The 24,067-nt window shown below is 75.3% G+C and carries 25 protein-coding genes; 11 read left to right on the top strand and 14 right to left on the bottom strand.

Going from position 1 to position 24,067, the window contains the following annotated elements; translation table 11 throughout:
- Nucleotides 1-137: 137 nt before the first annotated feature.
- Both ACIQVD_RS02910 and ACIQVD_RS02905 read left to right on the top strand, forming a co-directional pair.
- Nucleotides 138-734 carry a TetR/AcrR family transcriptional regulator gene (locus ACIQVD_RS02910; RefSeq protein WP_400686724.1) on the top strand — a complete coding sequence of 199 codons (597 nt, stop codon included), beginning with the start codon at nucleotides 138-140 and terminating at the stop codon, nucleotides 732-734.
- Complete coding sequence (locus ACIQVD_RS02905; protein WP_402285573.1) at nucleotides 734-2,365, top strand: acyl-CoA dehydrogenase family protein; 1,632 nt, start codon at nucleotides 734-736, stop codon at nucleotides 2,363-2,365. Before ACIQVD_RS02910 ends, ACIQVD_RS02905 begins: the two co-directional genes overlap by 1 nt.
- 51 nt (nucleotides 2,366-2,416) lie before the next feature.
- Here ACIQVD_RS02905 and ACIQVD_RS02900 read toward each other — a convergent pair whose 3' ends face one another.
- The 5 genes from ACIQVD_RS02900 to ACIQVD_RS02880 form a co-directional block, all read right to left on the bottom strand.
- Nucleotides 2,417-3,631: a sensor histidine kinase gene (locus ACIQVD_RS02900; RefSeq protein WP_402285570.1), complete on the bottom strand. Its 1,215-nt coding sequence runs from the start codon at nucleotides 3,629-3,631 to the stop codon at nucleotides 2,417-2,419.
- The gene (cseB, locus tag ACIQVD_RS02895) at nucleotides 3,628-4,362 is read right to left on the bottom strand and encodes a two-component system response regulator CseB (protein WP_402285567.1); all 735 of its coding nucleotides are present in this window, start codon (nucleotides 4,360-4,362) and stop codon (nucleotides 3,628-3,630) included. The genes ACIQVD_RS02900 and cseB overlap by 4 nt, the downstream gene beginning before the upstream one ends.
- The gene (locus ACIQVD_RS02890; protein WP_402285564.1) at nucleotides 4,359-5,231 is read right to left on the bottom strand and encodes a hypothetical protein; all 873 of its coding nucleotides are present in this window, start codon (nucleotides 5,229-5,231) and stop codon (nucleotides 4,359-4,361) included. The genes cseB and ACIQVD_RS02890 overlap by 4 nt, the downstream gene beginning before the upstream one ends.
- A 160-nt stretch (nucleotides 5,232-5,391) precedes the next feature.
- Nucleotides 5,392-6,018, bottom strand: a complete 627-nt coding sequence (locus tag ACIQVD_RS02885; protein ID WP_402285563.1) for a class F sortase — start codon at nucleotides 6,016-6,018, stop codon at nucleotides 5,392-5,394.
- A 31-nt stretch (nucleotides 6,019-6,049) separates the two neighbouring features.
- Nucleotides 6,050-6,439: a sortase-dependent protein gene (locus tag ACIQVD_RS02880; RefSeq protein ID WP_402285560.1), complete on the bottom strand. Its 390-nt coding sequence runs from the start codon at nucleotides 6,437-6,439 to the stop codon at nucleotides 6,050-6,052.
- A 261-nt stretch (nucleotides 6,440-6,700) separates the two neighbouring features.
- On the opposite strand from ACIQVD_RS02880, the gene ACIQVD_RS02875 reads away from it, so the two are divergent.
- Nucleotides 6,701-7,186, top strand: a complete 486-nt coding sequence (locus tag ACIQVD_RS02875; protein WP_400686736.1) for a hypothetical protein — start codon at nucleotides 6,701-6,703, stop codon at nucleotides 7,184-7,186.
- On the opposite strand, the gene ACIQVD_RS02870 is transcribed toward ACIQVD_RS02875, so the two are convergent.
- Together ACIQVD_RS02870 and ACIQVD_RS02865 are read right to left on the bottom strand one after the other, a co-directional pair.
- Nucleotides 7,155-7,391 (bottom strand): DUF2277 domain-containing protein, encoded by a 237-nt coding sequence (locus ACIQVD_RS02870; protein WP_100836016.1) that lies wholly within the window; start codon nucleotides 7,389-7,391, stop codon nucleotides 7,155-7,157. The genes ACIQVD_RS02875 and ACIQVD_RS02870 overlap by 32 nt on opposite strands.
- 96 nt (nucleotides 7,392-7,487) lie before the next feature.
- The gene (locus ACIQVD_RS02865; RefSeq protein WP_402285556.1) at nucleotides 7,488-8,168 is read right to left on the bottom strand and encodes a 4'-phosphopantetheinyl transferase family protein; all 681 of its coding nucleotides are present in this window, start codon (nucleotides 8,166-8,168) and stop codon (nucleotides 7,488-7,490) included.
- 168 nt (nucleotides 8,169-8,336) lie between these two features.
- Here ACIQVD_RS02865 and ACIQVD_RS02860 point away from each other — a divergent pair, with 168 nt between their 5' ends.
- Nucleotides 8,337-9,752: a choice-of-anchor A family protein gene (locus tag ACIQVD_RS02860; RefSeq protein ID WP_402285553.1), complete on the top strand. Its 1,416-nt coding sequence runs from the start codon at nucleotides 8,337-8,339 to the stop codon at nucleotides 9,750-9,752.
- A 67-nt stretch (nucleotides 9,753-9,819) separates the two neighbouring features.
- On the opposite strand, the gene kynU is transcribed toward ACIQVD_RS02860, so the two are convergent.
- Nucleotides 9,820-11,049 (bottom strand): kynureninase, encoded by a 1,230-nt coding sequence (kynU, locus tag ACIQVD_RS02855; protein ID WP_402285550.1) that lies wholly within the window; start codon nucleotides 11,047-11,049, stop codon nucleotides 9,820-9,822.
- Nucleotides 11,050-11,112: 63 nt separating this feature from the next.
- Entirely contained in the window at nucleotides 11,113-11,940 is an 828-nt protein-coding gene (locus tag ACIQVD_RS02850; protein ID WP_400686746.1) for a tryptophan 2,3-dioxygenase, read from the bottom strand.
- Nucleotides 11,941-12,105: 165 nt separating this feature from the next.
- Here ACIQVD_RS02850 and ACIQVD_RS02845 point away from each other — a divergent pair, with 165 nt between their 5' ends.
- Nucleotides 12,106-12,543 carry an Lrp/AsnC family transcriptional regulator gene (locus ACIQVD_RS02845; protein WP_199846969.1) on the top strand — a complete coding sequence of 146 codons (438 nt, stop codon included), beginning with the start codon at nucleotides 12,106-12,108 and terminating at the stop codon, nucleotides 12,541-12,543.
- Here ACIQVD_RS02845 and ACIQVD_RS02840 read toward each other — a convergent pair.
- On the bottom strand, nucleotides 12,527-13,096 hold the full coding sequence (locus ACIQVD_RS02840; protein ID WP_400686749.1) for a TetR/AcrR family transcriptional regulator: 570 nt from the start codon (nucleotides 13,094-13,096) through the stop codon (nucleotides 12,527-12,529). The two genes, ACIQVD_RS02845 and ACIQVD_RS02840, sit on opposite strands and share 17 nt — an antisense overlap.
- Before the next feature lie 110 nt (nucleotides 13,097-13,206).
- Here ACIQVD_RS02840 and ACIQVD_RS02835 point away from each other — a divergent pair, with 110 nt between their 5' ends.
- Nucleotides 13,207-14,604 (top strand): MDR family MFS transporter, encoded by a 1,398-nt coding sequence (locus tag ACIQVD_RS02835; protein WP_402285546.1) that lies wholly within the window; start codon nucleotides 13,207-13,209, stop codon nucleotides 14,602-14,604.
- A gap of 139 nt (nucleotides 14,605-14,743) precedes the next feature.
- On the opposite strand, the gene ACIQVD_RS02830 is transcribed toward ACIQVD_RS02835, so the two are convergent.
- Nucleotides 14,744-15,382: a MarC family protein gene (locus tag ACIQVD_RS02830; RefSeq protein WP_400686753.1), complete on the bottom strand. Its 639-nt coding sequence runs from the start codon at nucleotides 15,380-15,382 to the stop codon at nucleotides 14,744-14,746.
- 17 nt (nucleotides 15,383-15,399) lie between these two features.
- Nucleotides 15,400-15,717: a barstar family protein gene (locus ACIQVD_RS02825; RefSeq protein WP_400686755.1), complete on the bottom strand. Its 318-nt coding sequence runs from the start codon at nucleotides 15,715-15,717 to the stop codon at nucleotides 15,400-15,402.
- A 114-nt stretch (nucleotides 15,718-15,831) separates the two neighbouring features.
- On the opposite strand from ACIQVD_RS02825, the gene ACIQVD_RS02820 reads away from it, so the two are divergent.
- The 3 genes from ACIQVD_RS02820 (at nucleotide 15,832) to ACIQVD_RS02810 (ending at nucleotide 19,048) form a co-directional block, all read left to right on the top strand.
- Nucleotides 15,832-16,395 (top strand): DoxX family protein, encoded by a 564-nt coding sequence (locus ACIQVD_RS02820; protein ID WP_100836008.1) that lies wholly within the window; start codon nucleotides 15,832-15,834, stop codon nucleotides 16,393-16,395.
- A gap of 38 nt (nucleotides 16,396-16,433) precedes the next feature.
- Nucleotides 16,434-16,955: a hypothetical protein gene (locus ACIQVD_RS02815; RefSeq protein ID WP_400686757.1), complete on the top strand. Its 522-nt coding sequence runs from the start codon at nucleotides 16,434-16,436 to the stop codon at nucleotides 16,953-16,955.
- Nucleotides 16,956-17,221: 266 nt separating this feature from the next.
- On the top strand, nucleotides 17,222-19,048 hold the full coding sequence (locus tag ACIQVD_RS02810) for a glycosyl hydrolase family 18 protein (protein WP_400686759.1): 1,827 nt from the start codon (nucleotides 17,222-17,224) through the stop codon (nucleotides 19,046-19,048).
- A 135-nt stretch (nucleotides 19,049-19,183) separates the two neighbouring features.
- Here ACIQVD_RS02810 and ACIQVD_RS02805 read toward each other — a convergent pair whose 3' ends face one another.
- On the bottom strand, nucleotides 19,184-19,747 hold the full coding sequence (locus tag ACIQVD_RS02805) for a MarR family winged helix-turn-helix transcriptional regulator (RefSeq protein ID WP_100836005.1): 564 nt from the start codon (nucleotides 19,745-19,747) through the stop codon (nucleotides 19,184-19,186).
- Nucleotides 19,748-19,886: 139 nt separating this feature from the next.
- Here ACIQVD_RS02805 and ACIQVD_RS02800 point away from each other — a divergent pair, with 139 nt between their 5' ends.
- Nucleotides 19,887-21,173 carry an MFS transporter gene (locus ACIQVD_RS02800; protein ID WP_402285541.1) on the top strand — a complete coding sequence of 429 codons (1,287 nt, stop codon included), beginning with the start codon at nucleotides 19,887-19,889 and terminating at the stop codon, nucleotides 21,171-21,173.
- 100 nt (nucleotides 21,174-21,273) lie between these two features.
- On the opposite strand, the gene ACIQVD_RS02795 is transcribed toward ACIQVD_RS02800, so the two are convergent.
- On the bottom strand, nucleotides 21,274-22,293 hold the full coding sequence (locus ACIQVD_RS02795; protein ID WP_402285539.1) for a MerR family transcriptional regulator: 1,020 nt from the start codon (nucleotides 22,291-22,293) through the stop codon (nucleotides 21,274-21,276).
- A 121-nt stretch (nucleotides 22,294-22,414) separates the two neighbouring features.
- Between ACIQVD_RS02795 and ACIQVD_RS02790 the strand changes: the two genes are divergently transcribed.
- Nucleotides 22,415-24,007: a dolichyl-phosphate-mannose--protein mannosyltransferase gene (locus tag ACIQVD_RS02790; RefSeq protein ID WP_402285536.1), complete on the top strand. Its 1,593-nt coding sequence runs from the start codon at nucleotides 22,415-22,417 to the stop codon at nucleotides 24,005-24,007.
- The last annotated feature ends 60 nt before the right edge of the window (nucleotides 24,008-24,067 follow it).

The raw sequence follows: 24,067 nt of genomic DNA, 5'->3' as shown, positions 1-24,067 counted from the left end.
GCACCCCCTCCGCAGCCACCCGCGCTCCCCTCCGCGGGTGGCTGCGCGCGTTCCGCGGCCGGACGGCCCCCGAGAGCACCGGGAAGCCCCGGCCGGGCCCTTCCGTGAAGCAGTGAATCAGTGCTTCAATCCTTTCCATGGCCTACCGACGCACCGCCGCCGTCCAGGCCCGGCTGGACGACCGCCGCGAGACCGTCCTGCGGGCCGCCACCGCCCTGCTCGCCGAACGCGGCTACGCCGGCTGCTCGGTGTCCGCCGTCGCCGAACGCGCCGGCATCGCCACCGGCAGCGTCTACCGGCACTTCGACGGCAAGGCCGACCTCGCCGTCACCCTGTTCCGCACCGTCTGCGGACGCGAGATCACCGCCGTCACCGAGGCCGCCGAACGCGCCGCCGACCCGCTCGACGGCATCGCCGCCCTGGTCGCCACCTTCGCGGCCCGCGCCCTCCAGGCCCCCCGCCTCGCCTACGCGCTGCTCGCCGAACCCGCCGACCAGGACGTCGAGGCCGAACGCCTGGTCTTCCGCCGCGCCTTCCGCGACCTGATCGCCACCCGGATCGACCGGGCCGCCGCGCTCGGCCGCCTCCCCGCCCAGAACGCCGAACTGACCGCCGCCGCGATCGTCGGCGCGGTCGCCGAGGCCCTGGTCGGACCGCTCACCGACGGCCGCCCGCCCGGGACCGTCCTGCCCGAGATCGTCACCTTCACCCTGCGCGCCCTCGGAGGCCACTGATGGCAACCACCCACGAGGTCACCAACCAGGTGCCCGCCCCGTACGGCCACGACGTCGCCGCCGACCCCACCCTGCTGGACGCCCTGCACCGGGCCGGCGCCGACTGGGCCGTCGAGGAGCTGCACGCCCTCGGCCGCCTGGCCGGCACCGAACAGGCCGCCGACTGGGCCCGCCTGGCCAACGACAACCCGCCCGTCCTGCGCACCCACGACCGCTACGGCCACCGCGTCGACGAGGTCGAGTTCCACCCGTACTGGCACGAGTTGATGCGCACCGCGGTCGAACACGGCCTGCACGCCGCCCCCTGGCGCGACGACCGCCCCGGCGCGCACACCGCCCGCGCCGCCAAGTTCCACGTCTGGGGCCAGGTCGAGGCCGGACACACCTGCCCGGTCTCGATGACCTACGCCGCCGTCCCCGCCCTGCGCACCACCCCCGCACTCGCCGCCGCCTACGAACCGCTGCTCACCGCCCGGGAGTACGACTTCGGCCTGCGCGAACCGCACGGCAAGCGCGGACTGATCGCCGGCATGTCGATGACCGAGAAGCAGGGCGGCTCCGACGTCCGCACCAACACCACCCGCGCCGTCCCCGCGGGCGACGGCACCCACCGCCTCACCGGCCACAAGTGGTTCACCTCCGCCCCGATGTCGGACGTCTTCCTCACCCTCGCCCAGGCCCCCGGCGGCCTCTCCTGCTTCCTGCTGCCCCGCGTCCTGCCCGACGGCACCCGCAACGCGCTGCGCCTGCAACGCCTCAAGGACAAGCTCGGCAACAAGTCCAACGCCTCCGCGGAGATCGAGTACGAGGACGCGGTGGGCTGGCTGGTCGGCGAGGAGGGCCGCGGCGTGCGCACCATCATCGAGATGGTCAACATGACCCGCCTCGACTGCACCACCGGCGCCGCCTCCGCGATGCGCCACGGCGCCCTGCGCGCCCTGCACCACGCCGGCCACCGGCGGGCCTTCGGCAAGGACCTGGTCGACCAGCCGCTGATGCGCAACGTCCTCGCCGACCTGGTCGTCGAGTCCGAGGCCGCCACGGCGATCGCCATGCGGCTGGCCGAGGCCACCGACCGGGCGCTGGCCGGGGACGAGCAGGAGGCGCGCTTCCGGCGGCTCGGCCTGGCCGTCGCCAAGTACTGGGTCTGCAAGCGCGGCCCCGGCCACGCCGCCGAAGCGCTCGAGTGCCTGGGCGGCAACGGCTACGTCGAGGAGTCCGGCATGCCCCGGCTCTACCGGGAGGCCCCGCTGGTCTCCATCTGGGAGGGCTCCGGCAACGTCGCCGCGCTCGACGCGCTGCGCGCGATGGCCCGCCAACCGGAGAGCCTGGCGGCCGTGTTCGCCGAACTCGACACCGCGAGCGGGCTCGACGCCCACTACGACGGCGCCCTCGCCGCCCTCCGCAAGGACCTCGCCGACCCCGAGCACCTGGAGTACCGCACCCGCCACCTGGTCGAACGGCTCGCCCTCGCCCTCCAGGCGTCCCTCCTGCTGCGCCACGGCCACCCCGCCGTCGCCGAGGCCTTCACCGCCACCCGCCTCGGCGGGCGCTCCGGCCTCGCCTACGGCACCCTGCCGACCGGCCTGGACACCACCGCGATCCTCGGCCGCGTCCCCGACCTGCCCTGACCGGCCGACGGCCCGGTCGGACGGCCGGTCGGGCGGCCGGTCAGCGGCCGGTCAGCGGCCCGGCCCGGGCAGCACCAGGCGGGCCAGCGCGCCCCCGTCGGGGTGGTTGGCCAGCCGCAGCCGGGCGCCGATCGCCTCGGCGTGGCCCTGGGCGATGGTGAGGCCCAGGCCGTGGCCGCCGCCGCGCTCGCGGGCCCCGGTGCGGAAGCGGCGGGGCCCCTCGCGCAGCACCTCCTCCGGGTAGCCGGGGCCGTGGTCGCGGACGGTCACGACACCGCCCTCGACGGTGACCAGGACCGGGGCGCGGCCGTGCCGGTGGGCGTTGGCCAGCAGGTTGGCGAGGACCCGGTCGAGGCGGCGCGGATCGGTGCTGACCACCGCGTCGGTGGCGATCCGCAGCTCGGCCCCGGTACCGGCGGCGGCCACCACCCGGGTCAGCAGCGGCCCGAGCGGCAGGTCGGCCAGCTCCGGGGCGTCGGCCCCGGAGTCCAGCCGGGAGACCTCCAGCAGGTCCTCGGTCAGGTCGCGCAGCGCCCGCACCCGGTCGCGGACCAGCTCGGTCGGCCGGCCCGGCGGCAGCAGCTCGGACGCGGTCAGCAGGCCGGTCAGCGGGGTGCGCAGCTCGTGCGCCACGTCGGCGGTGAAGCGCTGCTCGCCGGCCAGCCGGCCGCGCAGCGCGGCGGACATCGAGTCGACCGCGGCGGCCAGTTCGGCCACCTCGTCGCGGGGCCGGCCGAGCGGCCCGATCCGGGCGTCCGGGTCGCCCCCGGCGATGGTGCGGGCGGTGCGGGCGGCGGTGCGCAGCCGGCTGCTGATCCGGTCGGCGGCCAGCACCCCGGCGAGCACGGTGACCAGCACGGACAGCGCGGCGCCGACCGCCACGGCGCGGTCCAGGTCGGCGATCGCCCGGGCGTCCCCGGCGTAGTCCATCCGCACCGACAGCACCCGCCCGTCGGCGCCGGCGGCGGCCCACAGCGCCGGGCCGTTCGGGCCGGGGCCGAGCACCGAGCCCCGCCGGCCGCGCTCGGCGAGCCGGCGCAGGTCCGCGGGCAGCGCCGGGTCGTCGGCGGCGGCGTGCCAGCCCGCGACCAGCTCGCCGGTCGCGTCGTAGCCGGTGAGCACCGAGTCGAGCGCGGCCATCGCGGACGTCCGGGCCTGGTCGGTGTGCTGGCGCACCGACGCCTGGTGGACCAGGACCCCCACCGCGAGCGCGACCAGGCAGGAGACCAGCGCGATCACGGCGGCGATCTGCCGCCGCAGCGTCACGGCGTCCGCCGCAACTTGTAGCCGAAGCCCCGGACGGTCTCGATCCGGGCGGCGCCGATCTTCGCCCGGAGCCGCTGGACGTGCACGTCGACCACCCGGCTGTCGGCGCCCCAGGAGTAGTCCCAGACCCGCTCCAGCAGGGTCTGGCGCTCCATCACCACGCCCGGCGCGGCGGTGAACTCCAGCAGCAGCCGCAGCTCGGTCGGGGTGAGCGGCACCGGGCGCCCGGCCACCTTGACCTCCATCGCGCCGGTGTCCACCTCCAGGTCGTCGATCACCCGCACCGGGTGCGCCGGGTCGGCGGTGGTGGCGGGAGAGGCGGCGGGGGCGGCGGGGGCGACCGGGTCGAAGGCGGTGCGCCGCAGCACGCTGCGGATCCGGGCGACCAGGACGGCGGTCTCGAACGGCTTGACCACGTAGTCGTCGGCGCCCGCCTCCAGGCCGGAGATCACGTCGATCGGCTCGGTGCGGGCCGACATCATCAGGATCGGCAGCCGGCTCTCCTCGCGGACCCGGCGGCACAGCCCGACCCCGTCCAGCAGCGGCAGCATCACGTCGAGCAGCAGCAGGTCCGGCGGGTCGGCCCGGAAGCGCTCCAGGCCCTCCAGGCCGTCGGCCGCGGTGACCACCGGGAAGCCGTAGCGCTCCAGGGCGAGTTGGGTGGTCTCGCGGATCACCTCGTCGTCCTCGACCAGCAGGATGCGCGGGGCGCCGGGCACGGGAGTGGTCATCGGGTCCTCGTCGGGGCGGGTCGGGCGGTGTCGCGGGCTGGGCCGTCCGGCACCGGGGTGGCCCGGGCCGGGCCGTCCTGCGCGGGGCCGTCCTGCGGGGGGACGGCGGTCCGGCCGGGGGCCGGGGCGGGGCTCGCGGAGGGGACGGGCGTCGGCGCCGGGGTCGGGGCGAGCACCACCAGCGGCCCGCAGGCGTCCGCCAGCAGGCAGCCGGAGACGTCCACGCCCGGCCCGAGGACCTTGATCCGCCGGTCGACGAAGACCATCCGGTCGGTGTTCCAGCGGTAGGTGCTGCTGGTCTCGGCGAACGGGCCGGTGGGCTCGTGCACCACCAGGTCCGCGCCGACCGTCTCGGCGGTGAAGTCCGGCGCGGCCGGCACGGCCAGCACCGGCAGCACCTCGCGGCCGCGCAGGGCGTAGACGTGCAGCACGGCCCGCGGGGAGTCGGGGCCCGCGTCGAACAGCACGGCGGTCAGCAGTTCGGGGCGGCCGTCCCCGTCGAGGTCGCGGTACTGGGCGGGGCGGACCGCGCAGTGCGCGCATCCGGCGGCCAGGGCGGTCCGCTCCGGCGGGCCGAGGGCCGGGTCCGCGGCGAGCAGGGTGCGGGCGTCGGTCCCGGTGAGCGCGTCGAGCGCCAGCCCGGGCAGCGGGGCGGGCTTCTGCTGCTCCACCGCGGCGGGCCGGGTGGGCGCCGGGCCGGCCGCGGCGTCCGGCCACAGCGGCTGCGGGCTCGGGTGGGCCCGGACCGGCCGGGCCGCCCCGGCGTCCTCCAGCGCGCCGGGCGCCCGGCAGCCGGTGGCCGCGACGACGGCCAGCAGGACGAGCAGGAGGCACCTGGACAGGCCGGTGCCGGGGGTCCGGGTCCTCACGTCGAACGGCGCCTTTCGGGGGTCGGGCGGGGGAGCTGCCAGTCTGCACCACCGGAGCGGGCCGCCCCCCCGCCCGGGGGGCGGCCCGCTCCGGCGGGCGGTCACGGCGACGCCGCCGTGACCGTCACGGTCACGGTCACCTGCGGCGCCACGGCGACGGTCACGGCGACGGCGGCAGCGGGTCGGCGAAGACCACGATGTTGTCGGAGTAGTGGCCGTTGCCGCCGAGCGTGCCGCCGCAGGTGACCAGCCGCAGCTGCGGGCCCGGGGCGTCGCCGTAGACCAGCTCGGTCGGGAACGCGTCCTTGGGGTACTGGTGCAGTTCGCGCACCCGGTAGGAGAGCGTGCTCCCGTCCGCCCGCCGGACGTCGACCCGGTCGCCCGGACGCAGCCCCGGCAGGCCGTGGAACACCGCCGGACCCTTGCGGGTGTCGTAGTGCCCGAGCAGCACGGTCGGCTCGTCCGGCCCGGGCACCGGGCCGCTGCGGTACCAGCCGACCTGCCCCGGCCGGTCCAGCGGCGGCACCTGCACGGCGCCGTCCGGATCGAGTCCGACCCCCTCCACCGGCGCGTCCACCCCGATCCGGGGCACCAGCACCCGCACCGGCGGCGAGAACGCGGCCCGGACCGGCGCGGAGGCCGTGGCCGCCCCGGACGGCGGCGCGGCGACGGCGGCCGTCCCGGCCGGACCGCCCACGGCGATCCGCACCGGCGCGGGGTCGGCCCCGCGGGCGGCCACCAGCGTCGCCCCGCCGCCGATCAGCAGCCCGACCGCCAGGGCCGGCACCCACCAGTGGCGCCGGCCCCGGCGGTCCTCGTCAGACCCGGGCGCCGGCACGACGCCGGACGACGAGCAGGCCGATCCCCGCCGCACCGGCCGCCGCCAGCCCGGCCCCGAGCACGAGCCCGGTCGCCGAACCGCCGCCGCCCGCCCCTTCACCGGTCTGCGCCCCGCCCTTGGGCAGGACGCGGCTCCCCCCGTCGGCGGGCGCGGCCGCGGCCCGGGTGGGCGCCGGGCTCGGCACGGGGGTGGCGGCGGCGTCCGGCCGGGCGGACGGCGCGGCCGAGACGGCGGGAGCCGGGGCGGCGGGCACCGGGCTGGCGGAGTCGGCGAACGCGACGGCGCCCGGCAGCGCGAGCACACCGACGGCGACGGCCGGAGCCAGCGCGAACCGCACCGCGCTGCGGATGGACGTGGTACCTGACATGCGGGAACCTCCCCTTGCGCGTCCCCCGCCGCCGGACGGCCGCGGGTCGACGACGCTCACGCTAGGAAGCCCGCCCCTCGGCCGGCCGCCGACCGCGTAACGGCCACCGCCCGGCTCTGTAACAGTCCGCCGCCGTCGCGCCGACGCGCCGTGGTGGGGCCGTCCGTCCGGCGGGCTTTCCGCCGTCGGGCGGGCGGATAAGCGCTGCTAGCGTGACCGGAATTCCGTCCCCCGTGTCGTGGTTGAAGGGTTGCGCCCGCGATGGCCAAGTTCCTGCTGAGTCTGCACCTGCTGGTCGTGGCGCTGTGCATCGGTCCGGTGGCGGTGGCGGTGAGCATGTTCCCGCGGAAGGCGAGGGCCGCGCTCGCGGCGGGCCCGGAGCAGCCGGGCGCGCAGGTCTCGGTGCGGCTGCTGCACCGGATCAGCAACGTGTACGCGCTGATCGGGCTCGGCATCCCGGTGCTGGGCATCGGCACCGCGCAGGTGATGGGGGTGCTGGGCAACGCCTGGCTGATCACGTCGATCGTGCTGACGGCCGTCGCGGCGGGCGTGCTGCTGCTGGTGGTGCTGCCCGGTCAGCAGGCGACCGTGGACGCGCTGGACGCGACCGAGGACCGGGACGCCGAAACGGCCCGCGCCACCGGCAGGTTGCGGACGCTGCCGATGACGGCGGGCGTGTTCAACCTGCTCTGGGCGGTGGTCCTGGTGCTGATGGTCATCCGGCCGGGGTCGACGAACGGGGCGTGACCCCGCGGACCTCGATCGAGGCGAGCAACTGGGCGGTGGCCGCCGCGACGGCGGCCACCGCCGCGTCGAACGCCTCCCGGTTGTGCGCGGCCGGCGCCCGGAACCCGGAGACCTTGCGGACGTACTGGAGCGCCGCCGCGTGCACGTCCTCGGGGGTGGCGTCGGAGGTCATCGGCGGGCGGAGCGTCTTGATGCTTCGGCACATGCCTCCAGTCTGCCGCGCCCGGCCGACTCCCCGCCGGGGTTCGGGGAAGCCGCCGGGACCGCGCCGACCGCCCCCGTCCCCGGCGGGCCGCCGCCGTCAGGGCGCGCCGACGGGCCCGGCCGGCTCCACCAACCGGATCGGGAGGGTCGCGGCGGCGGTGAACAGGGCGTCGGGGGTGGTCAGTTCGAGGTAGTGGAGGTCCTGGTCCCGGTGCTGGAGCGGCGGGTCGAGGGGGAGGTGGGACAGGTCGAGGCTGCCGAGGGTGTCCAGGGAGGCGCGGCCGAGCTTGATCAGCGCCTCCTTGCGGACCCACAGGCGCAGGAAGGCCCCGGTCGGGTCCGGCCGGCTCCGGACCAGGGCGCTCTCGGCCGCGGTGAGGACGTGCCGGAGGGTGGCCGGGTCGGTGCCGCGGGCGCCGAGGTGCTCGACGTCGACGCCGATCGGGACGGGCCCGGCCGCGGCGGCGATGATGCCGCTGGTGTGGGAGAGGCTCAGGTGCGTGTCGGGGCGGTCGGTCAGGTGGGGGCGGCCGTGCTCGGTGCTGCCGCAGCCGGGGCACCGCTGGCCGAAGGCGATCGCGGCGGGCTCGGTGCCGAGCTGGGCGGCGGCGCAGTACCGGACGAGCAGGTGCGCGGCCAGGTAGTCGTCGCGGTCGGCGGGGCGCCGGAACCGCCCCAACCGCTCGCGTTCGAACGCGGTGAGCAGCCGCTCGTCGGCGTCCGGCCGGGCGAGGACCTCGGCGGTGGTGGCGAGCATGGCGAACGGCGGGTTCGGCACGGTTCTCCCTTTCCGGGCTGGCACCTTCACTGACGGAATATCAAAGTAGTCCGTTCGAATGATCGTCCGGCGCGTCCGGGCCGACCCGTCCGGGAGCGGTGTGCCGGTTCCTCTTTGCTGGCCGGTGTCTGCTGTCTGCTGACCCATCCGTCAACGAGAGGGGTGCCCGTGCGACACGGTGTCCGCGGCAAGAACCCGCTGCTCCGCTTCGCCGTGGTGGCGGCGCTCGCCGCCGCTCCGCTGCTCACCCTGGCCTCGGTCGGCCAGGCCGACCAGCTGGCCCCGCCCTTGGGGCCGTGTTCGGGCCCGGACTGCCCGAGCACCTGGGGCCCGCCGCACACCGGGCCGTTCAACGGGGCCGACGCCTCGCTCAACATCTACGTGGGCGGCGACTACCTGGTGCGGCAGAACGCGGCCGAGGCCGAGGGCAAGATCGCGGTGGTCGGCAACCTCGACATCAACAAGGCGATGGGCGGCGCCTTCAACATGGGCGTGGTGGGCGTCGGTTCGATGGTCACCCCGCCGAACGCCTCGGACCACGTGACGGTGGGCGGCTCGGTCGCCGTGGACGCCTCGCAGGCGAACCCCAGCCGGCTGTTCATCGGCGGCACCGACTTCTTCGTCCAGCCGCCGAAGGCGCTGTGGGGCAACCTCAAGTACGGCACCACGCTGACCGGCGCCTACGACATCACCCCGGACGGCCAGGCGATCCGGGACCCGGCCGCGATCGACGCGTTCCGCGGCCTGACGCCGGTCATCGAGGACCACTCCGCCTGCATGGCCCGGCAGACCGCCACCGGCACGGTGGTGGACGACGGGACCACCGTCACCTTCACCGGCGACGGCACCAGCGCCCGCCAGGTGTTCACCTACGGCCAGAACATCGGCACCGACGGCGGGCGCCGCTCCCTGGTGTTCGCGGGCGTCCCGGCCGGCGCGACGGTGATCGTCAACATGACCGGCAGCGACGTGACGGTCAACACCAACAGCGGCACCGGTGCGGCCGACGACCCGCTGACCGTCCTGCGGCCGAACCTGATGTGGAACTTCCCGACCGCCACCGGCGTGACGGTCACCGGCGACGCCCAGTGGCAGGGCTCGATCATGGCGGGCAACCCGGCGGGCACCACCACGCTCTCCAACCCCGGCACCAACGGCCGGGTCTACCTGGCGGGCAACCTGCTCCAGCAGGGCAGCGCCGGCACCGAGATCCACAACTACCCGTTCAACGGCGACCTGCCGGTCTGCGGCGAGAGCCCCAGCCCGTCCCCGTCGCCCACGGACAGCACCAGCCCGAGCCCGAGTCCGTCGCCGAGCGACTCGACCAGCCCGACGCCGTCGCCGTCCCCGTCGGACAGCGAGAGCCCGAGCCCGTCGCCGAGCACCAGCACCAGCCCGGCGCCGTCGCCGAAGAGGAGCACGCCGGTGCCGACCGGGTCGGCCTCCACCCCGGTGGGGCCGCCGCTGCCGGACACCGGCGGCGGTGACCTGGTCGGCCCGGCGGCGGGGGCCGCCGCGGTGCTGCTGGGCCTGGGCGGCGGCGTGATCGCGCTGGCCCGCCGCGGCCGGGGCCGCCACAGCTGACGCGGCTGCCGCACCAGGACGGCCGGGGCCCGCGGGCCCCGGCCGTTCGCCGTGCGGGCACGGAGGGTCAGGTGACGTCGCCGCGGCGGGCGAAGCGCTCCGCGCGCCACTCGCCGCCGGCCAGCACCTCGCGCAGGGCCGTCGCGGCGTCGTGCACGTCGGTGCGGGAGAGGTAGAGCGGGGTGAAGCCGAAGCGCATCAGGTCGGGGGCGCGGAAGTCGCCGATCACGCCGCGGGCGATCAGCGCCTGGACGACCGCGTAGCCGTCGGGGTGCCGCAGCGCGACCTGGCTGCCGCGCCGGGCGGGCTCCCGCGGGGTGACCGGCTCGACGTCCAGGTCGGCGGTCAACTCCAGGAACAGGTCGGTCAGTTCGAGGCTCTTGGCGCGGACGGCGGCCGGGTCGGCCAGCTCCCAGACCTCCAGCGCCGCCTCCAGCGCGGCCAGGCCGAGGATCGGCGGGGTGCCGGTGAGGAAGCGGGTGACGCCCGCGGCGGGCCGGTAGCCGGGCTCGAAGTCGAACTGCCGGGCGTGGCCGAACCAGCCGGTCAGCGGCTGCCGGGCGGCCTCCTGGTGGCGGGCCGCGGCGTACAGGAAGGCGGGTGCGCCGGGGCCGCCGTTGAGGTACTTGTAGCCGCAGCCGACGGCGAAGTCGACGCCCGCCGCGTCGAGTTCGACCGGCAGCGCGCCCGCGGTGTGGCACAGGTCCCAGACGGCGAGCGCCCCGGCGGCGTGGATCCGCTCGGTGACGGCCGCCATGTCCAGCAGTTCGCCGGTGCGGTAGTCGGCGTGCGAGAGCAGCACCACGGCGGTGTCCCGGTCGAGGGCGGCGTCCAGGCGGGCGGCGGAGTCCAGCAGCACCGGCCGGGTGCCGGGGTGCAGCGCGCCCAGGCCGTCGGCGATGTACAGGTCGGTGGGGAAGGCGTGCCGCTCGGCGAGCAGCGCCGGGCGGCCGGGGCGCAGCCGCAGGGCCGCGCCGAGCACCTTGAACAGGTTGACCGAGGTGGAGTCGCAGACCACCACCTGCCCGGGGGCGGCGCCGAGCAGGTGGGCGCCGAGCCGGTCGCCGAGCCGTCCGGGCTGGTGGAACCAGCCGGCGTCGTTCCAGGACCGGATCAGCCCGCCGCCCCACTCGCCCTCGACGACCTTCGCCAGGTGGCCGGGGGTGCGGCGGGGCAGCGCGCCGAGCGAGTTGCCGTCGAGGTAGAGCACCCCGTCGGGCAGCGCGAACTCGGCGCGCAGGGCGTGCAGCGGGTCGGCGGCGTCGCGGGCCGCGCACTGCTCACGGGTGGGGGTCACGGCGTTGCTCCCGGGGGGTGCTCGGAGGGCGCGTTCATCGGGTGTCGCGTTCGCGGGTCGCGTTCAGAGGTCGTTGCGGACGGCCCACAGTTCGGGGAAGACGTCCTGGTCGGCGGCGTGCTTGAGCCAGCTGAGGCCGCTGGAGCCGCCGCTGCCGGGCTTGCCGCCCATGGTGCGCTTGACGGCGGAGTAGTGGCGCTGGCGCCAGCGGGTGACGCGTTCGGCGGTGTCCAGCAGGGCCTCGCCGAGCCGGACCAGGTCGGCCAGCGCGGGGTCGGTGTAGACCGCCCGCCAGGCGGCCTCGACCGCCTCCTCGTGCCGGTGCCGGGCGGTGACCGGCCGGGCGGGTATCGCCAGGCCGCGCCGGGCCAGCACGGCCAGCGCCTCGTCGTACAGGCTGGGGGTGCGCAGCGCGGCGAACAGCGCGTCGTACTCGGCGGGGGAGTCCCGGTACATCTCCAGCAGGCCCTCGCTGCGGTTGCCGAGCAGGAACTCCAGCCGCAGGAAGGCCGAGGACTGGAAGCCGGACGCCTCGCCGAGGACCGGGCGGAAGGAGTTGAACTCGGCGGGCGTCATGGTGGCCAGCAGGTCCCAGGAGCCGGTCAGCACGTCCTGGGTGTGCTGCCCGCGGCGCAGCGCGGCCAGCGCGCCGTCCAGGTCGTCGGCGTGCAGGGCGGTGCGGGCGGCGGCCCAGTCGCGCTCCAGCAGGTCGAACAGCAGCTCCATCACCTGGGTGGTGACGATGAACGCGTACTCGGCGGGCTCGGCGCTGCGCGGCCGCTGGAGGGAGTGCAGCTCGGCCAGGCGCACGTACCGGGCGTAGGGGGTGGACGGGCCGGGCTCCTGGTCGGGGCCGAACCGCAGGTGGGGCTGGTGGGTCTGGCCGGTCATGGCCGCTACCTCCTCGGTGCCGCCCGCTCGGGTCGCGGCGGGCGCCCCCCATTGTGCGGCGCGGCGGCCTGCTCTTGAATGGGCGTCGTAGCCCGGATGGGGGCACCGGCCTGCCGTTCGCAAGGCGCTGCCCCCCGATCGCCTGACGAACGCAAAGGAGCCGCCGTGGACGCGGTGGACCGCCTGCTGCTGGCCGAACTCCAGGCCGACGCGCGGCTGTCGTACAACGAGCTGTCGCGCCGGGTGAACCTCTCCCCGCCGGCCGTCGCGGAGCGGGTGCGCCGGCTGGAGGCGGACGGGGTGATCACCGGCTACCACGCGCACCTGGCCCCGGCGAAGGCCGGGGCGGCGGTGATGGCGCTGGTCACGGTGGAGTGCTACGGGGTGCGCTGCCTGCTGCGCGACCCGGAGGTGGCGGGCTGGCCGGAGGTGTTCCAGCTGCACCGGGTGACCGGCGGGGCGTGCTGCGTGCTGCTGGTCGGGGTGCCGGACATGCCCTCCTTCGCGCGGCTGACCGACCGGCTCGGCGGCTACGGGCAGCCCACCAGCTCGATGATCCTGTCCAGCCCGGTGCCGTGGCGGCCGCTCACCCCCGGAGCGTGACGAGCGGGAGCAGGACGTCGTCGACGATCTCCTCCAGCACGTGGTCCGGCACCGGGGCGGAGCTGGTCAGCATCTCCTGCCGGAGCAGGTCGAAGGGCAGCGCCCGGATCCGCGGGGTGAGCCGCGCCGGGTCGGCCTCGCCGCGGGCGACGGCGCGCTCGTACAGCGCCTCGGTGCCGTCCGGCCCGGTGGCGTCGAGGAGTTCGGCGGGCGGGGTGCCGGTCGCCCGGTGGTAGCCGGCCAGTTGGACGCTCATCAGCGCGACCAGGTCGGAGCGGGTGGCGTTGATGGCCCGCATCAGGGTGAGCACGTCCCCGCGCAGGCTGCCGGTGTCGGGCACCGCCAGCCGGGAGCGCTCCAGCACGTGCCCGATGGCGGCCCGGGCCAGCGCGTCCCGGTCCGGCCAGCGGCGGTAGAGGACGGGCGGGCTGGTGCCGGCCCGCTTGACCACGGCGTCCACGGTGAAGCCGGCGTAGCCGGTCTCGGTGAGCTCCGCCCAGGCCGCGTCCAGCAGGGCCGCCTCCAGGGCCGCGCCGCGGCGTCGTTCGGCCATCCGCTCCTCCTCGGTCTCGGTCGCACCTCTAGATAGAGTTGCCTATCTTATTCGCGGGCCCTACGGTGGGGACCGCAAGATAGGACTCTATATCTTAAGGGGGCCCTGCCGTGATCCGGCACGCCCGCGCGACGGCCACCGCCGCCGCCCCGCCCGAACCCGTCGACCCCGCCGTCCGGCGCCTGGCCGCCACCGTCGTGGTCGGCGCCCTCGCCGTGGTCTTCGACACCACCATCACCAGCGTCGCCCTGAACGACCTCGCCGCCGACCTGCACGCCCCGCTCGCCACCGTCCAGTGGGTCGGCACCGGCTACCTGCTGGCCGTCTTCACCACCATCCCGCTGGCCGGCTGGGCCCAGGCCCGGCTCGGCGGCAGACGCCTGTGGACCGGCGCCCTCGGCGTCTTCCTGCTCGGCTCGCTGCTCTGCGCCCTCGCCCCGAACGCCCCCGCGCTGATCGGCGCCCGCGTCGTCCAGGGCGTCGGCGGCGGCGTCATGATGCCGCTGATGGCCACCCTGGTCATCCAGGCCGCCCGCGGCCGGGGCCTCGGCCGGGTGATGGCCGCCGTCACCCTCCCCACCGCGCTCGGCCCGATCCTCGGCCCCGTCCTCGGCGGCCTGATCCTGCACCTCGGCGACTGGCGCTGGCTCTTCCTGGTCAACCTCCCGTTCTGCGCCGCCGGCGCCTGGCTCGCCCACCGCAACCTCCCCGACGACCGCCCCGCCCCCGGCGCCCCGCGCCCCCGCCTCGACACCGTCGGCCTGCTGCTCCTCCCGCCCGGCACCGCCGCCCTGCTCTACGGCCTGTCCCGGACCGGCACCGGCGGCGCGCCCCTCCCGCTGCTCGCCGGAGCCGCCCTGCTCACCGCGTTCACCGTCCGCGCCCTGCGGCGCCCCGGCGCGCTGGTCGACCTGCGACTGCTGCGCCACCGCCCGCTGGCCTCGGCGTCCGCGCTGGGCTTCCTCGGCGGGGTCGTGCTGTACGGGGCGATGGTGCTGCTGCCGCTGTACTGGCAGCAGGTGCGCGGCCAGGACGCGCTGGGCGCCGGACTGGCGCTGATCCCGCAGGGCGTCGGCGTCCTGCTGGCCCGCGCCCGGGCCGGCGTGCTCACCGACCGGCTCGGCCCGCGCCCGGTCGCCCTCGGCGGATTCGCCCTGACCGCGGCGGCCACCGTGCCGTTCGCCCTCGGCGCGGACGGCGGACTCCTGCTCGGCGCGGCCCTCCTGCTGCGCGGCGTCGGCCTGGGCACGGCGATGGTCCCGCTCGGCAGCGCCGGCTACCTGGGCCTGGACCGCGGACAGGTCCCCGACGCCAGCGTCATCACCCGGGTCGCCCAGCAGATCGGCGGCTCGGCCGGCACCGCCCTGCTGATCGTCGTCCTCCAGCACGCCACCACCGCCACGGGCACCCCGGCCGACGGCTTCACCACCGCCTTCACCTGGTCCGCCGCCCTCACCGCCCTGGCCGTCCCGCTCTGCCTGCTGCTGCCCCGCCGGGGGAGTGCCTGACGGCGCGCGGGCGCGGGCGGGGGCGCCTGGCGGTGGGCGTGGGGTCGGGGAGGGATCGGCCCGGGGGAGCGCCTGGCGGTCGTGTGGGCGCGTAGCCGGGAGGGGGGAAGGACGGGAGGAACCGTCCGGTGTCGGGTGGTCAGTGGCCGTTCTTCGGTTCGGCGAGGTGGACGCCCAGGCTCTCCAGGCCGTAGAGGACCATCTCCACGCCGACCGCCGCCAGCAGGAGGCCGAGCAGGCGGGACACCACCTCCAGGGAGGTGCGCCGACTGGCGCGCAGCAGGGGGCCGAGCAGCAGGACGCAGGCGCAGTCCACCGCGATCACCGCCACGTACATGGCGGCGACCGTGGAGTGCCAGCCCAGGGTGTCCCGGGTCAGCGACTCGACCAGCAGGGCGGTGATCGCCAGCGGGCTGGCCACGTACGGCAGCAGCAGTTCGCGGATGCCGTCGGCGAGCGGGTTGGCGAGGTGCTCGCCGTCCTTGCCGCCGCCCAGGTGGATGCCCAGGACCAGGGCCACCGCGTAGATGAAGAAGATCACCCCGCCGGCGATCTGCAGCGACTGGTCGGAGATGTGGAACAGCGCGGCCGTGAAGTCCGCGCTGTACGCCAGCACCAGGCCGACCAGGGCCGCGACCAGCGAGGAGGCCAGGGTGAGCTTGCGCAGCTCGGCCGGGGTCCGGGTCTGGCTGAGCTGCGCGAACGCGAGCAGCACCTTGGGCGGGCCGACCACGGCGAAGAACGTGACGAAGACGGTGCTCAGGGAGATCGCCGACATGCGCCCATGATGGGCCGTCAGCGCAGCCGGACGGTGACGCCACCCTGGCGCAGCACGTCGAGGACCGCGTCGAAGTAGGAGCGCTCCTCCTCGTCGGGGCCGGTCACCCGGCGGGTCAGCGCCTGTGCGGAGGCGGTCGACCCCTCCCAGACCAGGGTGAACGGCGGCCGGGGGCCGAAGCCGCCGCGCAGGCAGTCGGCCAGGGCGTCCAGGTTGCGGCCGTAGTAGCCGTCGGGGGCCTGCACGGCGCGGCCGAGCTCGGCCCAGAGCGAGGGCTCGTCGGTGATCCGCTGGCCGTGCAGGACGTACGCGGACGGCTTCGGTGCGGTGGGCATCGGGTGCTCCTGTCTGGCGGTGCGCGTCGCCCGGATGGGTTCGCCGGGTCGAACGGGGCCGGTGCGCGCGTTGGGATGGGCCCCAAGTCTTCTCTTCCACCCCTGGGGCAACACATGACCTGTCTGCACCGCAAGGATCTCGGCCTGCTGGCGCTGCGCACCGCCGTCGGGGGTGTCCTGTTCGCGCACGGGGCGCAGAAGCTGTTCGGCTGGTTCGGCGGCCCCGGGCCGGAGGGCACCGCGCAGGCCATGGAGCACATGGGCTTCCTGCCGGGCGACCGCAACGCGCGGGCGGCCGGCCTGGGCGAGGCGGGCGGCGGCGCGCTGCTCGTGCTCGGCCTGGCCACCCCCGCGGCCGGCGCGGTCGTCGCCGGGACGATGGCGGGCGCGATCTCGGTGCACGCCCCGGCGGGCTTCTTCGCGCAGGGCGGCGGCTACGAGTACCCGGCCCTGCTGGGCGCCTGCGGCGCGGCGCTGGGCGTGGCCGGCGCGGGCCGCTACTCGGTGGACGCCGCGCTGGGGCACGCGCTGGCCCGCCCGTGGGTCGGCGCGCTGGCGTTCGCGGCGAGCGCGCTGGGGGCCGCCGTGGTGGTGGCCCGCCGGCAGGACGAGGTGCGCCGGCGGGAGGCGCGGGCCGCGGACGAGGCGGCCCGCGAGAACGGGACCGGGCTCTCCTGAACCGCGCCGTCCGCTCACGACCGAAGGGATCCGCACCGATGAAGAAGCGATCGACCCGGGCCGCCGCCGGCTGGACGGCCGCCGCCCTGCTGGGCGCCGCGGCGCTGTCCGGCTGCTCCTCGGACGGCTCGCCGTCCCCCGCGACGTCCTCGGCGCTGGAGGGCGCCAAGTCGGCGGTGGCCTCGGCGGCCTCCTCGGCGACGGCGGCGATCGGCTCGGCCGCCTCCTCGCTGGGCGCCTCCGCGCAGGCCGCCGCCTCCTCGGCGCTGGCGAGCGTGAAGGGCGGGCTGGACGCGAAGGACGACGTGGCGCTCGGCAAGGCCGCCACCGGCTCGGACGGGAAGCTCTCCGTCCCGCTGACGATCACCAACCACGGTTCCCAGTCCGGCAAGTACACGATTCAGGTCAACTTCGACGACGGGTCGGGGAACCTGCTGGACGCGGTGGTGGTGAACGTGCCCGAGGTGGCGGCCGGGGCGTCCGCGCAGGCCACGGCGGAGAGCAACCGTTCGCTGGAGGGCAGCGTGACGCCCGTGGTGGCGAACGCGCTGCGGTACTGACCGGCCACCGAACCTTAAGCGTGGCGTAAGCGTCAGGTTCCGCTCTTGACGGTCGAGTTGGTCTAGTCCATTTTACTTGGCAGGTGCAGGGAGCCCCTGGGCCGGCGTCGGTGGTTCAGACCACCGGCGCCGGTTCGGCTTATCCGCACCCGGTGTTCGTGCAGGCCACCGCTCGATTCCCCCGCCATGCCCAGGTCGTGCGACCCCACCTCGCACGGTGCGTGCCTGGACCTGACGGGACCCCCACAACCAGGAGTCACGCAGCCATGCTTCGTTCCGTTTCCCCCCAGTCGCCCTCGCGGCGGCGGCCGAAGAGCTGGGCCGCGCTCGCGGCCGGCACCGCGGCCTCCCTGCTGCTCGGCGGCACCCTGGCGCTGACCGGCGGCACCGCCCAGGCCGCGCCGACCAACTCGACCGGCGCCCCGGCCACCAGCGGCGGCATCAAGGTCGCGTACTTCGACCAGTGGTCGATCTACTCGAACGCGTACTACCTCAAGACGATGCAGGACACGGGCGCCGCCGGGAAGCTCGACTACATCATCTACGACTTCGCGAACATCAACCCGACCACCCTCTCCTGTTTCGAGGCGAACAAGGCCGCGTCGCAGAACGAGGACGACCCCAACGCGGGTGACGGCGCGGGCGACTCGTTCGCCGACTACCAGAAGAGCTTCGGCGCCGACATCTCGGTCGACGGCGTGGCCGACACCTGGAACCAGCCGATCGTCGGCAACTTCAACCAGATCAAGAAGCTGAAGGCGAAGAACCCGAACCTCAAGGTCCTGCTCTCGATCGGCGGCTGGACGTACTCCAAGTACTTCTCCGACGCCTCGGCGACCGACGCTTCCCGCAAGAAGCTGGTCTCCTCCTGCATCGACATGTTCATCAAGGGCAACCTGCCCTCCGAGGGCGGCTACGGCGGCCCGGGCACCGGTGCCGGCGTCTTCGACGGCTTCGACCTCGACTGGGAGTACCCGGGCGGCGGCGGCCACACCGGCAACCACGCCGCGCCGGCCGACAAGCAGAACTTCACCTCGCTGCTCGCCGAGTTCCGCAGCCAGCTGGACGCCCAGGGCAAGACCGACGGCAAGACCTACGGCCTGGCGGCCGCGGTCGGCGCCGGCCAGGACAAGATCAAGAACGTCGAGACCGACAAGATCGGCCAGTACCTGACGTTCCTCGACATCATGACGTACGACATGCACGGCGGTTGGGAGGCCCAGGGCCCGACCAACCACCAGGCCCCGATCTACACCAACCCGAACGACCCGATGACCCCCGTCCCGGGCGGCAACGGCAAGTACTCGGTGGACGCGGCGGTCAAGGCCTACACCGTGGGTGACCCGCAGTACGGCATCCCCGGCGGCTTCCCGGCGAAGAAGATCAACGTCGGCGTCCCGTTCTACTACCGCGGCTGGACCGGCGTCTCCGCCGGCACCACCCACGGCCTGTTCCAGAAGGCGTCCGCCCCGGCCCCCGGCGGCACCTACTCCGGCGGCGTCGCCGGCATCAAGATGTACAAGGAGCTGACCGGCTTCGTCGACAACCCGGCGTACACCTACTGGGACGACACCGCCAAGGCCGCGTACTTCTACGACGGCACCACCTTCTGGTCCGGCGAGAACGCCCAGTCCGTCCAGGCCAAGCTCGACTACGCGCACTGCAACGGCCTCGGCGGCTCGTTCATGTTCTCGATGTACGACCTGGGCACCCAGACCGCGCTGTTCGACAAGACCGTGAGCGCCACCAACGGCTCCGCCGCGTCCTGCCCGGCCGCCCCGACCCAGTCGGCCACCCCGTCGGCCTCGGCCTCCGCCTCGCAGTCGGCCAGCCCGTCCGCGTCCGCCTCGCCCTCGAAGTCGGCCAGCCCGTCCGCGTCGGCCTCGCCGTCGCAGTCGGCCAGCCCGTCGGCCTCCGCCTCGACCGGCACCTGCTCCGGGGCCCCGAGCTGGAGCGCCTCGGCGGTCTACGCCACCGCGGGCACCAAGGTCTCCTGGAAGGGCCACTACTACACCAACAAGTGGTGGACCACCAACGAGGACCCGTCCCTGAGCGGCCAGTGGGGCGCCTGGACCGACAACGGCGCCTGCTGACCACCGGTCGGCCGGCTGATCCGCTGAGCTGAACCCCGCGAGGGGCGCGAGGAGAGTGATCTCCCCGCGCCCCTCGTTCGCGTTCCCGCTCCGGTCGTCCCGGGCGTCCCGGTCGTCCCGGCCGCCGGTGCCGGGTCAGCAGGTCAGGTCGTCGGTGCGGCCGAGCGCGTCCGGCTGGGTCTCCTCGATCCGGCGCAGCATCCGGGTCAGGGTGGCGGCCAGCTCGGGGCGGGCCCCGCCGGGGACGTCCTGGAGCAGGTCGGCCTCGAAGACGGCGGCCATCCGCATCAGCTCCAGCCACTTGTCGCGGCCCTCGGCGGTCAGCTCGATGATCACCCGGACCCGGTTGGCCTCGTCGCGCGCCCGGGTGACCAGGCCCTCGGCGACCATCCGGTCGATCCGGTGGGTCATCGCGGCCGGGGTCAGGCCGAGCCGCTTGGCCAGCTCGCCCGGGCCGAGCTGGTAGGGGGCGCCGGTGAACACCAGGGCCTTGAGCACCTCCCACTCGGCGGAGGTGATGCCGAGGGTGGCCAGCTGGCGGCCGTAGGCCACGTTCATCCGGCGGGCGAGCCGGGAGACGGTGGAGACGATGGTCTCCACCTGCGGGTCCACCAGCGGGAACTCCCGCTGGTAGAGGGCCACCTGCTCGGCGATGCCGAGCTCGGCGGCGGTCTGGGGCTCCGCTCTGCGTGCGCTCATGCGGTCATTGTCCCACGCAGGGTGCAGCTGTTAAGCCTTTGCTGTCGTAAGCTTTCTCTGGTAAGACTTTAGGTCTGAAATCTTACGGAGTAAAGCCGTGGCGGGGAGCCCGGCCCGACGTGTGGAAAAGGGGTGTCCAGTGAAGGAGTGGGGCGGTCGACTGCGCCGCGTCCAGATCGGCAACGCGCTCAGCGCTTTCGGCAGCGGCTTCACCTTGCCGTACATGTTCGTGTACGTGGACCAGGTGCGGGGCCTCGGGGCCGCGGCGGCGGGCGCGGTGTTCACCGTGTTCGCGCTCGCCGCGCTGGCCGTGCTGCCGTTCACCGGCCGCGGCATCGACCGGTACGGGCCGCGCCCGGTGCTGCTGGCCGGCACCGCGATGGCCGCCGTCGGCGCGTTCGCCTTCGGGCAGGCCGCGAGCACGTCCGGGCTGCTGCTCTCCTCCTTCCTGTTCGGCGCCGGCGTCACCACCTGCCAGCCCGCGCTGGCCACGATGATCGTCCGCTGCACCGGGCGCACCGAGCGCTCCCGGGCCTTCGCGCTCCAGTTCACCCTGGTCAACCTCGGCATGGGCATCGGCGCCCTGGTCGGCGGCCAGATCGTCGACACCGCCGACCCGGCCAGCCTGACCAGGCTGTTCACCATCGAGGCGCTGACCTTCCTCGGCCTGGCCGCCGTCACCGGCACCGCGAAGATGCCCCCGGTCGCGGTCGAACCGGCCCCGGCCGGCGCGGCGGCGAAGCGCGGCGGCGGGCTGCGGGCGATGGTCGCCGACAAGGCGATGCTGCGGCTGTGCGTGCTCGCCGGGCTGATCTTCTTCACCTGCTACGGGCAGTTCGAGTCCGGCGTGGCCGCGTTCGCCACCGACACCGTCGGCACCGCGCCGTCCACCCTCGGCCTGGCCATCGGCGCCAACGCGCTGACCATCGTGCTGCTGCAGATGTTCGTCGTCCGGATCACCGAGCGCCGCCGCCGCACCACCGCGATGGCCGCCGCCGGCGCGGTCTGGCTGGCCGCCTGGGGCATGGCCGTGGTCGCCGGGCTGATCCGCACCGAGGCGATGGCCGCGACGGTGGCGATCGTCGCCGTCTACGCGCTGTTCGGCGTCGGCGAGTCGCTGCTCGCCCCCACCATGGGCCCGATCGTCGCGGACCTGGCGCCCGCCCGGCTGCTGGGCACCTACAACGCCGGGTACGCCCTGGTGAAGCAGATCGCCGTCGCGGTCGGCCCCGCCGTCGGCGTGCTGCTGGTCGGCTCCGGCACCTGGCCGCTGTACCTCGCCGCGATGGCGCTGTGCACGCTGCTGATCGTCGCCCTCGCCGTCCGGCTGCGCGAGCACCTCACGCCCGCGCAGGACAACGTCCGGGTGCTGTCCGTCCCGCGGCGCGAGCAGCGGGAGGCGCGGGAGCTGCAGACCGCGGCCTGAGCGGGGCCCGAGCGGACACGGCGCCGCCCGTCCGGGAGGAACTCCTCCCCGGACGGGCGGCGCCGTCGTTCCACCGGGCGTCGGGCTCCGGACGTTCCGCTCAGCGGGCGACCGGCATCAGCAGGGAGAAGGTGTCGGCGCGGGCCGGGAAGCGGATGGCGAGCGGGGCGATCGGGCCGCCCAGCTCCAGGACCAGCTGCTCGGCGCTGCCCGCGGCCTCCAGCAGGAAGTCGCGGTTGACGTGGACCAGCAGGCCGGCCGGGGAGCCCTCGCCCGGGAGGGCGTCGGCGGCGGTGGCGGTCAGGGCGGCCACCGGGGCGCCGGTGTCCTCGGCGGTGGACCCGGGCAGGGCCCGCAGCTGGGCGGCGGTCAGGGTGACGCGGTGGGTGGGCTCCAGGCGCAGCAGGCGGCGGTAGTCCGGGAAGTCCGCCCCGCCCCGCTCGCCGGAGAGCGAACGGCCCGCCGCGCGGACGGTGAACTGCCCGCCTTCGAAGGTCAGTTCGGCCTCCTCGGCGTCGGCCAGCAGGGCCCGGGCCGCGTCCGCGAGGGCGGTCGGCAGCAGCGCGGAGGCCGGCGGGCCGTCCAGCGCGGCCGGGCAGTCGGCGACCGCCAGCCGGTAGCGGTCGGTGGCGACCAGGTGCAGGACGCCGTCCTCGGCGTCCAGGAAGATCCCGGCGACGGCGGGCAGCGCGGCGTCGGCCGGGGCGGCGAAGCGCACCGCGTCCAGGGCGGCGGCCAGGGCGGGGGCGGGAACGGTCAGGCGGGTCTGCGGCACGGGGAACTCCCGGGAGTCGAGGAGGGCGCGGACGGTGGAGAGCTCCCGGCGGGCGTCGGTCAGACCGTCCTCCAGGCGGCGCAGGTGCGCGTCCAGCTCGGCCCGGGCCTCGGCCGGGGAGCCGGTCAGCACCCGGGTGATCCCGGCCAGCGGCAGCCCGACCCGGCGCAGCCGGGCCAGCAGCCGGGCGTCCGGCAGCTGCTCGTCCGCGTACCAGCGGTACCCGGTGCGCGGGTCCACGGCGGCCGGGACGAAGACGCCCGCGCGGTCGTAGAACCGCAGGGTGCCGGGACTGAGGCCGCTGGCCCTGGCCAGCTCGCCGATGCTGCGCATGGTGCTCTCCACGGGACCGACCCTCGCCCCTCGACCTGGTAGAGGGTCAACCGTAACCGCGCGGGGGGCAGGGTGGAGAATGCTGCGAGCACCCCTGGGCAGCACCCGCGGACGTCCGCGGCCGCAGGCTAGGATGCGGACATTGCGGACAAGTCGTCAACTGCGGTCGAACGGGGAGGGCATGGCGCTGGCGGTGATGGAGCGGCGGCAGCAGGAGGCGGTGCACGCCGCGCCGACGGAGCAGGCGAAGGACAGGTACCGGTGGTGGGGCCCGCTGGCGGTGGCCGTGTTCGCCGGGGTGCTGCGGCTGTGGAACCTGAAGTCCCCGCACGCCTTCGTCTTCGACGAGACGTACTACCCCAAGGACGCCTGGTCGCTGTGGCACGACGGCTACGAGTCGGTCTGGCCGGACAACGCCAACCAGCAGATCCTCGGCGACCCGCAGATCGTCCCGCTCGGCCGGGCCGGCACCTTCATCGCGCACCCGCCGCTCGGCAAGTGGGTCATCGGCCTGGGCGAGTACGTCTGGGGCCTGAACCCCTTCGGCTGGCGGATCGCGGTCGCCCTGCTCGGCACGCTCAGCGTGCTGATGGTCGCCCGGATCGGCCGCCGGCTGTTCCGCTCCACCCTGATCGGCTGCGTCGCCGGACTGCTGCTGTCCGTCGACGGCCTCCAGTTCGTGCTCAGCCGGGTCGGCCTGCTCGACGGCGTCTCCGCGTTCTTCGTGCTCGCCGCGTTCGGCGCCCTGCTGATCGACCGCGACCGCACCCGCGACCTGCTGCGCGCCGCCCGTGCCGAGGGCGGCCTGGCCGCCGACGAGGTCCGGTTCGGCCTGCGCCCCTGGCGGCTCGCCGCCGGACTGCTGCTCGGCGCGGCCTGCTCCGTCAAGTGGACCGGCGCGCCCGTCCTCGCCGTCTTCACCCTGCTCGTCCTGCTCTGGGACCAGGCCGGCCGCCGCGCCGCCGGCGCCCACCGCCCCTGGCGCTCGATGCTCCGCCGCGACCTGTGGCCCGCCGCGCTCTCCCTGCCGGTCAGCGCCCTGGCGGTGTACGTGCTGTCCTGGACCGGCTGGTTCGCCACCGGCGGCGGCTACGACCGGCACTGGGCCGACGGCCGGGCCGGGAGCTGGGTGCCCGGCCCGCTGCGCAGCCTGTGGCACTACCACGCGCAGATCTGGGACTTCAACACCCACCTGACCTCCCCGCACACCTACCAGTCCAACCCGTGGAGCTGGCTGGTCCAGGGCCGCCCGGTGTCCATGTACTGGGAGCAGCTGAAGCCCGGCGAGCGCGGCTGCACCGCCCCCGACGGCTGCGCCAGCCAGATCCTCGCGCTCGGCACCCCGTTCCTGTGGTGGACGGCCTGCTTCGCGCTGGCCTACGCGCTCTACCGCTGGTTCTTCCGGCGGGACTGGCGCTCCGGCGCGATCCTGGCGGCCGTCGCCGCCGTCTACCTGCCCTGGTTCCAGTACCAGCAGCGCACCGTCTTCTCGTTCTACATGGTGGTGCTGGTGCCCTTCCTGTGCCTGGCCGTCGCGCAGATGCTCGGCGCGATGCTCGGACCGGAGGGCAGTACGCCGATCCGCCGCCGGTGGGGCGCGGCCGGGGCCGGGCTGATCGTGGCGGCGGTCTTCGGGTGCTTCGCGTTCTTCTACCCGCTGTACACCGGGGAGCTGATCCCGATGTCCGAGTGGCACACCCGGATGTGGTTCGAGAGCTGGGTCTGACGGTCCGCCCGGGACGGGACGAGTAGGGCCAGGCGGGCCGGGACGAGCGGGGCCGGGCCC

This window comes from Kitasatospora sp. NPDC090308 (assembly GCF_044769485.1).
GTDB classification, from domain to species: domain Bacteria; phylum Actinomycetota; class Actinomycetes; order Streptomycetales; family Streptomycetaceae; genus Kitasatospora; species Kitasatospora fiedleri.
Note: the sequence above shows the minus strand (reverse complement) of the source record. Positions and strands in the feature narration are given on the sequence as shown.

Excerpts from the sequence above, each read along its gene's own strand:
- cseB (WP_402285567.1), bottom strand. The coding sequence starts at position 4,362 with ATGACCACTCCCGTGCCCGGCGCCCCGCGCATCCTGCTGGTCGAGGAC.
- ACIQVD_RS02790 (WP_402285536.1), top strand. The coding sequence starts at position 22,415 with ATGCGGACATTGCGGACAAGTCGTCAACTGCGGTCGAACGGGGAGGGC.
- ACIQVD_RS02910 (WP_400686724.1), top strand. The coding sequence starts at position 138 with ATGGCCTACCGACGCACCGCCGCCGTCCAGGCCCGGCTGGACGACCGC.
- ACIQVD_RS02825 (WP_400686755.1), bottom strand. The coding sequence starts at position 15,717 with ATGCCCACCGCACCGAAGCCGTCCGCGTACGTCCTGCACGGCCAGCGG.
- ACIQVD_RS02815 (WP_400686757.1), top strand. The coding sequence starts at position 16,434 with ATGAAGAAGCGATCGACCCGGGCCGCCGCCGGCTGGACGGCCGCCGCC.
- ACIQVD_RS02840 (WP_400686749.1), bottom strand. The coding sequence starts at position 13,096 with ATGGCCGAACGACGCCGCGGCGCGGCCCTGGAGGCGGCCCTGCTGGAC.
- ACIQVD_RS02875 (WP_400686736.1), top strand. The coding sequence starts at position 6,701 with ATGGCCAAGTTCCTGCTGAGTCTGCACCTGCTGGTCGTGGCGCTGTGC.
- ACIQVD_RS02880 (WP_402285560.1), bottom strand. The coding sequence starts at position 6,439 with ATGTCAGGTACCACGTCCATCCGCAGCGCGGTGCGGTTCGCGCTGGCT.
- ACIQVD_RS02905 (WP_402285573.1), top strand. The coding sequence starts at position 734 with ATGGCAACCACCCACGAGGTCACCAACCAGGTGCCCGCCCCGTACGGC.
- ACIQVD_RS02830 (WP_400686753.1), bottom strand. The coding sequence starts at position 15,382 with ATGTCGGCGATCTCCCTGAGCACCGTCTTCGTCACGTTCTTCGCCGTG.
- ACIQVD_RS02805 (WP_100836005.1), bottom strand. The coding sequence starts at position 19,747 with ATGAGCGCACGCAGAGCGGAGCCCCAGACCGCCGCCGAGCTCGGCATC.
- ACIQVD_RS02810 (WP_400686759.1), top strand. The coding sequence starts at position 17,222 with ATGCTTCGTTCCGTTTCCCCCCAGTCGCCCTCGCGGCGGCGGCCGAAG.
- ACIQVD_RS02870 (WP_100836016.1), bottom strand. The coding sequence starts at position 7,391 with ATGTGCCGAAGCATCAAGACGCTCCGCCCGCCGATGACCTCCGACGCC.
- ACIQVD_RS02820 (WP_100836008.1), top strand. The coding sequence starts at position 15,832 with ATGACCTGTCTGCACCGCAAGGATCTCGGCCTGCTGGCGCTGCGCACC.
- ACIQVD_RS02850 (WP_400686746.1), bottom strand. The coding sequence starts at position 11,940 with ATGACCGGCCAGACCCACCAGCCCCACCTGCGGTTCGGCCCCGACCAG.